This window comes from Methylocystis sp. (assembly GCF_051062815.1).
In the GTDB taxonomy this organism is placed as follows: domain Bacteria; phylum Pseudomonadota; class Alphaproteobacteria; order Rhizobiales; family Beijerinckiaceae; genus Methylocystis.
Genome location: NZ_JBPFDU010000029.1, coordinates 98364 through 111857 on the forward strand (window position 1 = coordinate 98364; position 13494 = coordinate 111857).

The window sequence follows — 13494 nt, forward strand, 5'->3', positions numbered from 1 at the left end:
AGGGGACATGGCCGATCGCGTCGTTACGCTTAACGCCGGGTCTTCCTCGGTGAAATTCGCCCTGTTCGCGGCGGACGCCGACTGGCCGCGGCTGATCGTTTCGGGCGCGGTCGAAGGGCTCGGCGCGAAGCCGCGCTTTCGCGCGGCCATTGTCGATGGAGACGCAAGCGACAGGCGGCTCGCCGCCAAGCTCACTCACAAGCAGGCGATTGCAACGATCTTCGAATGGATCGAAGACGCTTACCCGGCGGCGGCGGTAAGCGCGATCGGGCACCGAGTCGTGCATGGCGGGCTGAGCTTCGCCGCGCCAATCATCGTCGATGCGGAAGCCATCGCGGAACTGCGCGAATTGATCCCGCTGGCGCCGCTGCATCAGCCGCACAACCTTGCCGGAATCGAAGGCGCCAGGGAAGCCTTTCCGCATGTGCCGCAGGTCGCGTGTTTCGATACGGCTTTCCATCGTGGACACGCCTTCGTCGACGACGCCTATGCGCTTCCCTATTCCTATTACGAGCATGGCTTGCGCCGCTTCGGCTTCCACGGGTTGTCGTATGAATATATCTCCCGGCGCCTCCGCACGATCGATCCGGTTCACGCCGAAGGCGGCGTCATCGTCGCGCATCTTGGCAATGGCGCGTCGCTTTGCGCGATGAAAGGCGGGCGTTCGATCGCCACCAGCATGGGCTTCTCGGCGCTGGAAGGCCTGCCCATGGGCACCCGCTGCGGACAGATCGATCCCGGACTGCTGCTTTATCTGCTCCAGAGCGAGGGCATGACGTCCGAGGAGCTGTCGCATCTCCTTTATGAACGCTCGGGCCTACTCGGCCTCTCCGGCGTCTCGCATGACATGCGCACGCTCGAGGCGTCCCAAGAACCCCGCGCCCTAGCCGCGATCGCCTATTTCATTCATCGCATCAAAATGGAGATCGCGGCGCTCGCGGCGGCGATCGGCGGTTTCGACGCGCTGGTATTTACGGCCGGAATTGGAGAGAATTCGCCGCGCGTGCGCGCCGGCGTGGTCGAGGGCCTCGGCTGGCTGGGGCTGACGCTCGACACGGCGGCCAATTCGCGCAACGACCCGGTGATTTCGGCGCCCCAATCGCGCATCCCCGTGTTCGTGACGCCGACCGACGAGGAAGCGATGATTGCGCGCCACACGATTGAAACGGCAGGATTGACGGCCGCGGCCAGGTGATGCTGCGGCCAAGTGATTGCGACGCGGCGCGCGGCGGTCGCTGCGGCAGGAGCAAATGGAATCGCCCTGTCCAATTCCAAAAGAAATTGCTGTTGCAGAAAAGGCACATCCGTCGCGAAACGACGTAAACGCGCGGTCGAAGCGAAAGGTTCGAATTGCGAAACGCCTCTCGCCTTGCTCATTTGCCGTCTTTCTGGAGTTCTTCACGGCGAGGACAATGATGGTCCATAAATTCTTGACAGGCGCTGTTATGGCGCTGGCGTTCGCAACGGGATCGGCGATCGCCGCGGATTTGCCCTCCCGCAAGGCGCCGCCGGCCTATCTTCCGCCCCCGCCGCCGGCGTGGACCGGCTTCCATGCCGGTTTGAATGCGGGCGGCGCATGGAACGCAAGCACGGGGACCAATTTCGCTTCGGCGCCCTTTCTCATCAATGGCGCCGACAATGTCCCGTGGGCGGCGGCTGCAGCCATCACAGGGACGGGCGGCGTCTCGACGAATGGCGCCGGTTTCATTGGCGGCGGCCAACTCGGCTATGATTTGCAATTCAACGGCGCGTTTCTCGCTGGAATAGAAACTGACATTCAGGGCGTCGCCGGCTCGAACGGCGCCGCCGCCGTCGTGACGCTCGCGCCCACGCCGGCGCCGGGGCTCAACCTGCTGACGAGCGTTGCGAGCGGCAAGTCGCTTGATTTTCTCGGCACGGTGCGTGGTCGGCTCGGCTATCTCATAACGCCGACATTGCTTGCTTATGCGACGGGCGGACTGGCTTACGGCCAGGCGACGTCCACCACGAGTTTTTTCCAACACGTGCCGAATGATTTCTCCGGCTTTTTGTTGATCGGCGCCAGTCAGGGACGATTTTCGCAAACGCGGGTCGGTTGGACGGCCGGCGGCGGACTGGAATGGATGTTTTGGCCGCAATGGAGCGCCAAGATCGAATATCTCTTTTACGATCTCGGCGCCGCCGCCTATCCCGTCGCGATCACCACCGATTGGCAGCTCACGAACCTGTTGTTCGCCAACGCTACTCAGGCGCGCACGCGCTTTGACGGTCATGTCGTCCGCGTCGGTCTGAACTACCACTTCAACTGGGGCGCCGCGCCCGTCGTCGCGAAATATTGATTCGCCCGAAGGGGACGCCAGAAGAGAGGTCCCATCATATGCTCACCTCCATCGCCGGTCGGTCGGTCATCGTCACCGGCGGCAGCCGGGGCATCGGCCGTGGCGTCGCGCGTGTTTTTGCAGCCAAGGGCGCGCAGGTGCTGGTGGTTGGCCGTGACCTCGCGCAGGCCGAGGCGACGGCGGCGGCGATTCGGGCGGAAGGGGGACGCGCCAGCGGTTTCGCCGCCGATGTCGGCGCTCCGGGCGATGTCGAGCGGATGGCGGCCGCGGCGCTCGAGCGGCACGGCGGCGTCGACATTCTCTGCGCCAACGCCGGCGTCTTTCCGGCTGCCCGTATGATGGAGATGACGCTGGAGCAATGGAACGAGGTGTTGTCGACCAATCTTGCCGGCGCCTTTCTGAGCGTGCGGGCCTGCGTGCCCGCGCTGGCGCGCAGCGGTCGGGGGCGGATCGTGCTCACCTCGTCGATCACGGGTCCGATCACCGGCTATCCCGGCTGGACGCATTACGCGGCGAGCAAGGCGGGACAACTCGGCTTCATGCGCACGGCGGCGCTGGAACTGACGCCTTACGGAATCACCATCAACGCCGTTCTGCCCGGCAATGTGCGCACCGAAGGACTCGACGCGCTCGGTGAAGACTATTTGGCGCAGATGACGGCCTCGATCCCCCAACGCCGGCTCGGGAGCGTCGAGGATATCGCCTACGCCGCGCTGTTTTTTGCGAGCGACGAAGCCGCCTATATCACCGGCCAAACGCTGGTGATCGATGGCGGGCAGGTGTTGCCTGAGTCGCTGACGGCGCTGCAGGAGATGGGGCAGTGAGCGGCTTTGGCCGCAACGGGTCGCAGACTTGGTTGAGTTGATCGAAAGGCCATCCAAGCATGCCGCGAGGTCCGGCAGTGATCAATGGCCTCCAGCGCAAGCGCCTGTCCAATGGCGGATGCCGCGCGCGGCTTCGACTGCGCTATTGGTGTGGAAGCAGTTGCCGACGTGGTGGATGGCGGCGCCTGCGTCCATCTCTGAGGGCGCCAGGGCGTAATAATCAGTATAGCGGGCTTGCGCTCGCGCCGCCCGGCTTGCGGCCGCAGCCGGCGCAATCGAGGCGCTCAGGACGGCGACAATTGCAAAGGCCAGGGTTGCTGGCCGAAGGATACCGCTTTTGTCCATTTTATTCCCCTGCATCAATGGAAGCCTGCCACTTCCGTGATCAATGTGAGCCTACTGAATAGTCATGCTGCACAATAATTATTCACAAGCTTCTGCTGAGCTAAAGGGCCACGCGGGGAAAAAATGGTGGAGCCAGTGCTGCCGTGGAAGGTCATCCGAAGAGCGGCAATGGCAGAAGACTTCGCCCGGACAGAAGCTTAACGAGTGGCGGCGCGCTTCGACAATGACGGATCGCTGGACAATGCGGCGCCGGTCACACGGTTGCGAGATGGCAAGCGCGGCAAAGCAATCTGCCGCGCCGGCGCATGGCTGCATTTGCTCTGGCTGACTGACCGGATCGGCGAGGAGCTTGTCCCGGCCTATTTTGAATCCATTGACTGGTGGCGGGTCAATCCTCCAGTCAGCCTGGAGAACGGGGACGCCGTACCGCCGGTTTTGCCTGGCCAGAGCTTAACAATCGGCAAGGACGATTCATCCTCGGTCGATATTATCTGGACCGGGGAGGAATTTTCCTCCGAATGGCAGGGGGACTGAGGCGATGAGTGGGGTGTCTCGCTGGCTAATTCCATTGATTGCAGCGATCTGGGTGATTCTGGTGGCCTGGGGGTTCGCAGCTTATGCGACGCTCGAACCCTCAGGGAGTGGTTTCACGCGCGGCTCCAACCGGATTTCCGCCTTTCTCGGCTGGCAATTTGCGGCACTGCTCGCTGCCGGCGTGGCTGATGCCTTCCGCCCGGCCGGCAAGGATGCCGGACTGACCTATTGGCTCTCTCGCATTCCGCTTTGGTTGAGCGGCGGTTTCTTTTCGCTGCTGGCGATTTTCCTGGCGGGCTTGTTGGTTTATGCTTGGCTTGGCGGGGAGTGAGAAATCACTTCCTCCCCCTCCACCAGCGCATGACGAACCAGGCCGGAAGGACCGGCCGTCGCTGAACGCCTATCGCCTTATTGACACCTGATTTCCACCCGGCGGTTCAGGGAACGGCCGGTCTCGCTGCCGTTGTCGGCAATGGGTTCCGCTTCGCCGGCGCCCCGGGCGGAGATCTTCGCATTCTTCAACCCACGTTCCTGTAAGGCCGCAACGACCGCCTCGGCCCGGCGCTGCGAGAGATCGAGATTATAGGCATCGCTGCCTTCGCTCGACGTGTGGCCAACGATGGTTACGGCTGATTCGGTAGACCCTTCCAGCCCGCTGCGGAGCGCATCGATCGTATCAAAGGATTTCGGGCGAATAACCGCCGAATCATAGTCGAACTGAATGCCGTATAGCGTATCGCCGCAGCCCGGCGGTTCTACCTTGGCGGAACCGCATCCGGTCACGAGATCGGCGTCGGCGTCGCCCTCGTAAAGCCGGAACGGCCCCCCGTTGGTTGACCGCACGCCCGTGATGTTGCCATCGACAACGGAGAGGACAAAGGTGCTGCGTACGCCGCTGGTCCGGTTCGTCCCGGTGGCGCGCAAGATATTGCCGTTAACAGCGCCCTCCAGATCGCCTACCCGGTCATAGCAGCCGGAAACGAGCGATCCTTCCTGCGCAAGCTCCAGCACCACGCCGCGCCCGCGCCATTTCCCATCGAATGCGGTGGAGAGCGCAACCGGTTCCTGCCGGCCTTCGCCGATCAATTCGCTGAACTCGAAGAAAGTCCGATCCCGTTCCACGTTGATGCCGCCGGCCAGTTGCACCTTGACCCATGTTACGGCTCGCTCCTTATCAGCCGCAAAGAACGTGCGTTTGCCCCGGCTATCATGGGTTGCGAGCGTTGCGGCGCCAATTGGCATGAATTCGCCATCAGGCCCATCATTGCCCCCAAAGACCTGGATTTCACGGAAAAAAGTTTGCGACGGGCTCGGCGTTTCAAGGATGTTGGGAACGGCAAAGCGGGTAAATGTGGTGGCTGCGGGAAGGCGGTAGATGAACCAAATCGCGCTGTCGCCAGCTCCCGGTTTTGGTGTTGCGGAAAAGCCCCCCTCGTCTCCATCGATGATTTGAAGCGCCTGCTCCATTCCTACATTAAGCGCTTCTGCCGCGCCGCCGATCCGCACCGGAACCGCCCCTTGCGCGAAGCTGAGGTAATCGATGGGCTGCACGGTCGTTGCATTTTCCTGTGCTGCCTGCTCAGCCATCTGACTGGAAGCGGCATCGGCGGCGGTTGCGTTTTCGCTTGTGCTTCCGCAGGCTGTCGCCGCCATCAACAATAAAGCTACTGGAAAAATAAGTCGAAACACCCGCATACCCCTACATCAGCACCAAGAAGCTCAGGATTTCGTCCTGATTTCGCAGCACAATTTCCAAACCCACCAATGGGTGGTCCATCCATTGGTGGGTTTCTTCTTCGAAGTAATAAGCCCATCTATCCAATTGTCATGGAAGGCGATCGAGCAGTGTGGGCATTTCATTGAACGGAGTCCGCTTGGGTTCGGTATCTTTAATCTGGTATTTTTTACAACTATTTGATTTCATTGGTGCCGCTTGAGGGATTCGAACCCCCGACCCCCTCATTACGAATGAGGTGCTCTACCAGCTGAGCTAAAGCGGCGATTGGCGGACGCCCTAAGGCGCGCGGCGGGTCACTCTTATCGGCGCGCGGCGGGTTTTTCAAGCAGCCTCGCGCCTTGCCAGGGCAGGGCCGATAACAATTCGGGCTGGGAGCTCAGAATTAACGACGCGGCGCGGTAAAGGCTAAATAGGCCTGTGCGACGGCGCTTGCGATATCGGGCGTCGCATTGACTGGCGTGCGGCGCCAATCCGCGAGCGCGCCGCTCCAGATACGGATCGCGCCGGCGTCGCGCAAAGCGCCGAGATAGGCGTCGATCTTGCCTCGGCGGCCGGGCGGCGGGATGACATAGACCGGCGCGGCGGTCGCGATCGCCTCTCCCACCATATTGACGCTGTCGCCAGTGACGATGATCGCATCGGCGTTCGCCAGCATCGAGAGATAGGGGTTCTCTCCCTCTCCATGCCAGAAGAAGCCGCTCGGGGCGGCAAGAACGCGCCGCAGCCTCTCGCGCAGGGCTGTGGGCGTGCGTCGCGACGCGGTGGCCATCACGCCGCGCCCGCTCGCGAGCAACGAAACGGCGATGTGCTCCAGTTCGGCGATGTGCGCCGCGCGATAGGCGCCATGCCGGCTGTCGCCGCCGACGATGAGCGCAATGCGCGGGCGGCGCAGGACGGCGATGCGCGGATCGGGCGCAGCGCGCGCGGCGGCGAGCCGCTCGGGGGTGATGCGGTTGGCGGGCGTCAGCGGCGAGAAGACATTGGCTGCGCGAAGGCAATCGTGGCGCGGCGCGACGATGAGATCGGCGGCGCTGGGCCCGTTCGCGGGCTTGTTCAGATAAACCGTGAATGTTCGCCCGTCGGAGCCGTTCTTCAGCCGCTGGAGCGCTGGGATCGTTCGCCGTCCCGCGGCGATCGCGATATCCGGGTAGGGCGGGGCGAGTGCCAAGGCGTCCCGCGGATCGGCTGGGGCAAACGGCGCGAGCGCTGCGTAAATAGCGCGCGGCGCGACGCAGCGAATGTCGGGCGCCACGCCCAGCGCTTCGGCGACGCCGAGCGTCTGCGCCTCATGCCCGGCCCGGCCGTCGGAGAGAATGCGGATTGTCGTATGCAGCGGGAGGCCCGGGATGCTCGAAGCGCCCCCTCCCCAACCCTCCCCCGCTTCGCGGGAGAGGGGGTCAGATCTGGGCCAGTGGCACAAGCCGCGCAACCTTTGCGGTTAGGGTTCCCTCTCCCGCTTTAGCGGGGGAGGGACAGGGAGGGGGTGCCGCCCCGCGCCTCACCCAAACGCGACCTTGAGGATCTCGTAGCTCTTGCCGCCGCCCGGAGTCGTCACTTCCACGGTGTCGCCGACGGTCTTGCCGATCAGGGCGCGAGCGATGGGGCTCGTGATCGAGACCCGGCCGCTCTTCACATCGGCCTCGGTCTCGCCGACGATCTGATAGGCTTTCTCCTCTTCGGTGTCCTCGTCGACGATCGTGACCGTCGCGCCGAATTTGATGGTCGAGCCCTTGAGCTTCGATACGTCGATGACTTCGGCGCGCGAAAGCTTGTCCTCGAGTTCGGCGATGCGGCCTTCATTCAGCGACTGCGCCTCTTTCGCCGCGTGATATTCGGCGTTTTCCGAAAGATCGCCGTGCGCGCGCGCTTCAGAGATCTGCTGAATGATTCGCGGACGGTCCTCCTGCTGTCGGCGGCGCAATTCTTCGGTGAGCGCGGCGTAGCCGCCGGCGGTCATGGGTACCTTGTCCACCATTGCTTTCGCTTTCTAGTCTTTTCTTGAGTTTCGCCAATCACGCGGCGCATCGGCGGAGGTTGCGCCCGCCGAACTGCGGCCATGCGCTAAAGCGTAGGCCGCCAAGTGGTGGTCAAATGTTACCGCACCGCCGCTTGCGTCGCAGAACTCCCAAATTCACTTGGTCGCGTTGGGCGGAAAATAGTCCTGCAGCGCCCGGACCCTCAGGTCTCCAGACACATAGGCGCGTATTCCCTGGGCCGCCGCGACCGCCCCCGCCAGGGTCGTATAATAGGGAACCTTATGCAGAAGCGCCGCGCGGCGCAAGGAGCGCGAGTCCGCAAGCGCCTGCGCCCCTTCGGTCGTGTTGAAGACGAGCGCGATCGAGCCGTTCTTGATGGCGTCGACGATATGCGGCCGTCCCTCCGACACCTTGTTCAATTTCTGGGCGGGAATTCCCCGCTCGACGAGGTAGCGCGCCGTGCCGCCCGTGGCGACGATGGAGAAGCCGACCTCCTTCAGCAGGCGGACCGCCGGAATGATTCGGCCTTTGTCCGCGTCCCTGACCGAGACGAAAACGACGCCCTCGCGCGGGGCCTTGGTGCCGCCGCCGAGCTGGCTTTTGACGAAGGCGGCGTCAAACGAGGTGTCGAGACCCATGACTTCGCCCGTTGAGCGCATTTCGGGGCCAAGGACGGTATCGACGCCTGGAAACCGCGCGAAGGGGAAAACGGCCTCCTTCACGCCGACATGCGCCGGCTTCGTGTCGAGCGGATCGAAGTCGACGAGCTTCGCGCCGGCCATCACCCGAGCCGCGATCTTGGCGATGGGGCTGCCGATCACCTTGGCGACAAACGGCACGGTGCGCGAGGCGCGCGGGTTCACCTCGAGCACGTAGATCTCGCCGTCCTTGAGCGCGAACTGCACATTCATCAAGCCGACGACTCCAAGCGCCATGGCGAGGCTTTCCGTCTGCGCCTCGAGCGCGGCGATCGTCTCGGGCGCGAGCGAGCGCGGCGGCAGCGAACAGGCCGAATCGCCTGAATGAATGCCCGCCTCTTCGATATGTTCCATCACGCCGGCGATGACGGCCTCGTCGCCGTCGGCGAGACAATCCACGTCGATTTCGATGGCGTCGGTCAGATAGCGATCGAAGAGCAGCGGATTCTTGCCGAGCACCGTGTTGATCTGCCCGGTCTTGTCATTCGGGTAGCGCGCCTTGATCTCGGACGGCACAAGGCTTGGCAACGTGCCGAGAAGATAATCGTCGAGATCGCTTTGATCGCGGATGATCGCCATGGCGCGGCCGCCCAGCACATAGCTTGGGCGCACGACGAGCGGCAGCCCAAGCTCCTGCACGACGATCCGCGACTGCTCCACGGAATAGGCGATGCCGTTTTTGGGTTGTTTCAGCCCCAGCTTGTCGAGAAGCCGCTTGAAGCGATCGCGGTCCTCGGCGAGGTCGATCGAATCGACCGGCGTGCCCAGAATAGGCGCGCCCGCCTGCTCGAGGCCGTGCGCAAGCTTCAGTGGCGTTTGCCCGCCATATTGCACGATGACGCCCACAAGCACGCCATTGGACTTCTCGACATCGAGAATTTCGGCGACGTCTTCATTCGTCAGCGGTTCGAAATACAGCCGGTCGGACGTGTCGTAATCCGTCGAAACCGTCTCCGGATTGCAATTGATCATGATCGTCTCGAAACCGGCGTCGGCGAGCGCGAAGCAGGCGTGACAGCAGCAATAGTCGAATTCGATGCCTTGCCCGATACGGTTCGGGCCGCCGCCCAGAATGACGATCTTGTTCTTTTCCGAGGGATGCGCCTCATTCGCGGGACTCCCTATGAACGGCGTCTCATAGGTCGAATACATATAGGCTGTGGGCGAGGCGAATTCGGCCGCGCATGTATCGATGCGCTTGTAGACGGGCCGCACGTCGAGACGGTGGCGCATGTCGCGCACGTCTTCTTCTTCCAGGCCCGTAAGCGTCGCGAGGCGCGAATCGGAGAAGCCCGCGAATTTGAGCTTGCGAAGATTCTCGGCGTCCTCTGGCAGGCCATATGTCTTGATCTTGTTTTCGAGCGCGACGATTTCCGCGATGCGCTCGATGAACCAGATGTCGATCTTGCTCGCCTCGTGAATGGCGTCAGCGGTCATGCCAAGCCGCAGCGCCTGGCCGACGACGAGCAGCCGGTCCGGCGTCGGCGTGCCGAGCGCGCCGCGCAGCACATTCATGTCGTCGCCTTTTCCGAAGCCTTCGATCTCGATGTCATCGAGCCCGCAAAGGCCGGTCTCCAGCGAGCGCAACGCCTTTTGCAGCGACTCGGCGAAATTGCGTCCGATCGCCATCGCTTCGCCGACCGACTTCATGGCCGTGGTCAATATCGGTTCGGAGCCTGGAAATTTCTCGAAGGCGAAGCGCGGAATTTTGGTGACGATATAATCGATCGTCGGCTCGAAGGACGCAGGCGTCGCGCCGCCGGTGATGTCATTGGCGATCTCGTCCAGCGTGTAGCCGACCGCCAGTCGCGCCGCGACCTTGGCGATCGGAAAGCCAGTGGCTTTCGACGCCAGCGCCGACGAACGCGACACGCGCGGGTTCATCTCGATGACGATCATGCGGCCGTTTGAGGGATCGACCGCGAATTGCACGTTCGAGCCGCCGGTTTCGACGCCGATCTCGCGCAACACCGCGATCGAGGCGTCCCGCATGATCTGGTATTCTTTGTCGGTCAGCGTCAACGCCGGCGCGACGGTGATGCTGTCGCCCGTGTGCACGCCCATCGGATCGATGTTCTCGATGGAGCAGATGATGATGCAATTGTCCGCTTTGTCGCGGACGACCTCCATCTCATATTCCTTCCAGCCGAGAACGCTTTCTTCGACCAGCACTTCATTGGTCGGTGAGGCGTCGATGCCGCGCTCGACGATCTCGATGAACTCCACCTTATTGTAGGCGATGCCGCCGCCGGTGCCGCCGAGCGTAAAGGACGGCCGGATGATCGCCGGCAGGCTGATATCGTCGAGCGCCTCGAGCGCGGCCGCCAATGTCTTGACGTGATGCGAGCGCGGCGTGTCGAGGCCGATTTTCGTCATCGCCTCGCGAAACAGTTCGCGATCCTCGGCCTTGTCGATCGCATGGGCGGTCGCGCCAATCATCTCGACGTCGAATGTTTTCAGCACGCCCATTTTTTCGAGGCTGAGCGCACAATTGAGCGCCGTCTGTCCGCCCATCGTCGGCAGCAGCGCGAAGCCGCCGGGCGCCGCGTAGCGCTCCTTCTCAATGATCTTGGCGACGATTTCGGGCGTTATCGGCTCGATATAGGTGCGGTCCGCCATGTCCGGGTCGGTCATGATCGTCGCCGGATTGGAATTGACGAGAACGATCCGATAGCCTTCCGCCTTGAGCGCCTTGCAGGCCTGGGTGCCTGAATAGTCGAATTCGCACGCCTGGCCGATGACGATGGGGCCGGCGCCGATGATCATGATCGTGGAAATGTCGGTTCTTTTCGGCATGCCGCCTCAGTTGTCATCCGCTCGTCAGCGCTCTTTCGCCCTCATGCCGAGGAGCGCCGTAAGGCGCGTCTCGAAGCAGGAGGGCGAGATGTGTCCAGCGGTTTCCTCGTCCTTCGAGACGGCGGCTGCGCCGCCTCCTCAGAATGAGGAAACCTTTCGTCTATTGCCCGGCGCACGCCGCGCGGGAGGCGAGCGCGCATAAAAAAGGGCCGCGTTTCCGGCCCCTGGACCGGAACGCGTCCCGAACTTGCCCGTCATTCTGTCGGCGAACCGGCGATGCGGGCGGCGAGCGGGGCGCGCCCGGCTCGAAAGTCGCCGACTGTCTAGACGAGATTGACGGTTATGTGAAGGGGCGGCGGTGGCGGGATAGGGGCCACGGAGCGGCGGGATCGCGCCGCAGGCCGGCGAATTGCGCTATCATTCCCGTTCCTCGTTCCTTCGAAATGGCGCCCATGCGGATTACGACCTCATTGCTTTTTCCGATATTGCTTTTCATCGCCGGCGCCGGGCGCGCCCAGGCCGGCGAGCTTTCCGACGTTCTGACGCAATGCGCGGCGTGTCATGGCGCGGACGGGATCGCCAAAAGCGCCGACGTTCCGCATCTTGCCGGCCAGCACGAACTCTATCTCCTCAACCAGATCAAGGCGTTCAAAACCGGCAGGCGGGCGCATAAGGAGATGCGCTACATGAGCCGCCAAATGTCGGAAGCCGAGATGCGCGACATCGCGCGCCATTACGCCGCGATGCCGCGCTGAGCATGTCGACGGCGCGCCAGCTTGCGACTTACGCGTCGGTCGGCGTCGGCGCGACGCTTGCGCATTACGCCATTCTCATCGCCTTGGTCGAAGGCGCGGGCTGGCACGCGGTGCCGGCGACGCTATGCGGCTATGTGGTCGGCGGGCTCATCGCCTATCTCTTGAACCGGCGCCACACCTTTGCAAGCGACCGGCCGCATGCCGAGGCGACGTGGCGCTTTGCGCTGGTCGCCTTCGTCGGCTTTTGCGTCACCTATGCGTTGATGAGCCTCTTCGTCGATCGCTGGGGCGCGCCTTATCTCCCGGCGCAGATGGTCACGACCGTGCTGGCGATGTTCGTCACCTTCGCGCTCAACCGGCGATGGACATTTGGGTGAAGCGCTTTCTGGCCGTCATGGCCGGGCTTGTCCCGGCCATCCACGTTGTGACATGCCATGAATGCTGCAAGGAGGCCGCAGCGGCGCCGCGTGGATGCCCGCGACAAGCGCGGGCATGACGCTGCTCTAATAATGCACGAAAGAAATTACGGCCACTTCACCAGCGGCGGCATGGACGAGAGGATCGAGTCGACATTGCCGCCAGTCTTCAATCCGAAGATCGTGCCGCGGTCGTAGAGCAGATTATATTCGACATAGCGGCCGCGCCGCACGAGCTGTTCGTCGCGCTGCGCCTCGCTCCAGGGCTTGGCGAAGTTGCGCCGCACCAGCTCGGGATAGATCTCGACAAAGCTTTCGCCGACGTCGCGGGTGAAGGCGAAATCCTCATCCCAGGCGGAATTCTGCGCGTCTCCGGCGCTGTTGAAATAGTCGTAAAAAATCCCGCCGATTCCGCGCGGCTCGTTGCGATGGGCGAGAAAGAAATAGTCGTCGCACCATTGCTTGAAACGCGCATAGTCGGCGACTTTATGACGCTCGCAGGCGCCGCGCATCGCGGCGTGAAATGCGATCGTGTCGGGATCGTCCTGCGTGCGGCGCGCGTCGAGCACCGGCGTGAGGTCGGCGCCGCCGCCAAACCAGGCTTTGCTCGTCACGACGAAGCGCGTGTTCATATGCACGGCGGGAACATTTGGGTTCCAGGGATGCGCGATCAGCGAGATGCCGGTCGCGAAAAACCGCGGGTCTTCCGCCGCGCCGGGAATCTGCTTGGCGAATTCAGGCGCGAAGGTTCCAAAGACCGTTGAGCAATGCACGCCGGCCTTTTCGAACACGCGGCCCCTGATCATCCCCATGCGGCCGCCGCCCCCCGGCGCGCCGCCGATGTTTGGAGCGGCGCTTCCTAAAGTCGCGCCGCCGATGTTTCGCGCGTCGCTTCCTAAAGTCGCGCCGCCGTGGTCCGTCCGGCTCCAGGGCGTGAGAACGAAGCGCCCTGGCGCTTCGGCATCGGGGGCGAACGGACCCGTCGCTTCGTCCTCCAGCGCTTCGAAGGCGGCGATGATGCGCAGCTGCAACGATTCAAACCATGCGCGCGCGGCGTCCTTGCGGGCTTCGAGTTGATCCTGCGCGGCGTTCAT

At 63.1% G+C, this 13494-nt stretch carries 13 protein-coding genes and 1 tRNA gene; 7 read left to right on the plus strand and 7 right to left on the minus strand.

Annotation, left to right across the window (positions count from 1 at the left end; translation table 11 throughout):
* Window positions 1-7 precede the first annotated feature (7 nt).
* From ACR65W_RS04370 to fabG, 3 genes are all read left to right on the plus strand, one after another.
* A complete protein-coding gene (locus ACR65W_RS04370) occupies window positions 8-1195 on the plus strand; it encodes an acetate/propionate family kinase (RefSeq protein ID WP_434498061.1) in 1188 nt (395 codons plus the stop codon).
* Between the two features lie 217 nt (window positions 1196-1412).
* On the plus strand, window positions 1413-2318 hold the full coding sequence (locus tag ACR65W_RS04375; protein WP_434498060.1) for an outer membrane protein: 906 nt from the start codon (window positions 1413-1415) through the stop codon (window positions 2316-2318).
* A 38-nt stretch (window positions 2319-2356) separates the two neighbouring features.
* The gene (gene fabG, locus ACR65W_RS04380; protein ID WP_434498059.1) at window positions 2357-3142 is read left to right on the plus strand and encodes a 3-oxoacyl-ACP reductase FabG; all 786 of its coding nucleotides are present in this window, start codon (window positions 2357-2359) and stop codon (window positions 3140-3142) included.
* 81 nt (window positions 3143-3223) lie between these two features.
* Here fabG and ACR65W_RS04385 read toward each other — a convergent pair whose 3' ends face one another.
* Window positions 3224-3487, minus strand: a complete 264-nt coding sequence (locus ACR65W_RS04385) for a hypothetical protein (RefSeq protein ID WP_434498058.1) — start codon at window positions 3485-3487, stop codon at window positions 3224-3226.
* Window positions 3488-3691: 204 nt separating this feature from the next.
* On the opposite strand from ACR65W_RS04385, the gene ACR65W_RS04390 reads away from it, so the two are divergent.
* Together ACR65W_RS04390 and ACR65W_RS04395 are read left to right on the plus strand one after the other, a co-directional pair.
* The gene (locus tag ACR65W_RS04390; protein WP_434498057.1) at window positions 3692-4021 is read left to right on the plus strand and encodes a hypothetical protein; all 330 of its coding nucleotides are present in this window, start codon (window positions 3692-3694) and stop codon (window positions 4019-4021) included.
* Between the two features lie 34 nt (window positions 4022-4055).
* Entirely contained in the window at window positions 4056-4352 is a 297-nt protein-coding gene (locus tag ACR65W_RS04395; RefSeq protein ID WP_434498055.1) for a hypothetical protein, read from the plus strand.
* 77 nt (window positions 4353-4429) lie between these two features.
* Here ACR65W_RS04395 and ACR65W_RS04400 read toward each other — a convergent pair whose 3' ends face one another.
* The 5 genes from ACR65W_RS04400 to carB all read right to left on the minus strand — a co-directional run bounded on the left by ACR65W_RS04400 (window position 4430) and on the right by carB (window position 11229).
* The gene (locus ACR65W_RS04400) at window positions 4430-5710 is read right to left on the minus strand and encodes an OmpA family protein (RefSeq protein ID WP_434498054.1); all 1281 of its coding nucleotides are present in this window, start codon (window positions 5708-5710) and stop codon (window positions 4430-4432) included.
* A 235-nt stretch (window positions 5711-5945) separates the two neighbouring features.
* Window positions 5946-6021: transfer RNA gene (locus ACR65W_RS04405), tRNA-Thr, on the minus strand.
* Window positions 6022-6141: 120 nt separating this feature from the next.
* A complete protein-coding gene (locus tag ACR65W_RS04410) occupies window positions 6142-7179 on the minus strand; it encodes a mitochondrial fission ELM1 family protein (protein ID WP_434498053.1) in 1038 nt (345 codons plus the stop codon).
* Between the two features lie 78 nt (window positions 7180-7257).
* Complete coding sequence (greA, locus tag ACR65W_RS04415; RefSeq protein ID WP_196399164.1) at window positions 7258-7734, minus strand: transcription elongation factor GreA; 477 nt, start codon at window positions 7732-7734, stop codon at window positions 7258-7260.
* 156 nt (window positions 7735-7890) lie between these two features.
* Window positions 7891-11229 carry a carbamoyl-phosphate synthase large subunit gene (carB, locus tag ACR65W_RS04420; RefSeq protein WP_434498052.1) on the minus strand — a complete coding sequence of 1113 codons (3339 nt, stop codon included), beginning with the start codon at window positions 11227-11229 and terminating at the stop codon, window positions 7891-7893.
* 452 nt (window positions 11230-11681) lie between these two features.
* On the opposite strand from carB, the gene ACR65W_RS04425 reads away from it, so the two are divergent.
* Complete coding sequence (locus tag ACR65W_RS04425; protein WP_434498051.1) at window positions 11682-11984, plus strand: c-type cytochrome; 303 nt, start codon at window positions 11682-11684, stop codon at window positions 11982-11984.
* Between the two features lie 2 nt (window positions 11985-11986).
* On the plus strand, window positions 11987-12361 hold the full coding sequence (locus ACR65W_RS04430; protein WP_434498050.1) for a GtrA family protein: 375 nt from the start codon (window positions 11987-11989) through the stop codon (window positions 12359-12361).
* A 146-nt stretch (window positions 12362-12507) separates the two neighbouring features.
* Here ACR65W_RS04430 and hemF read toward each other — a convergent pair whose 3' ends face one another.
* The gene (gene hemF / locus ACR65W_RS04435; protein ID WP_434498049.1) at window positions 12508-13494 is read right to left on the minus strand and encodes an oxygen-dependent coproporphyrinogen oxidase; all 987 of its coding nucleotides are present in this window, start codon (window positions 13492-13494) and stop codon (window positions 12508-12510) included.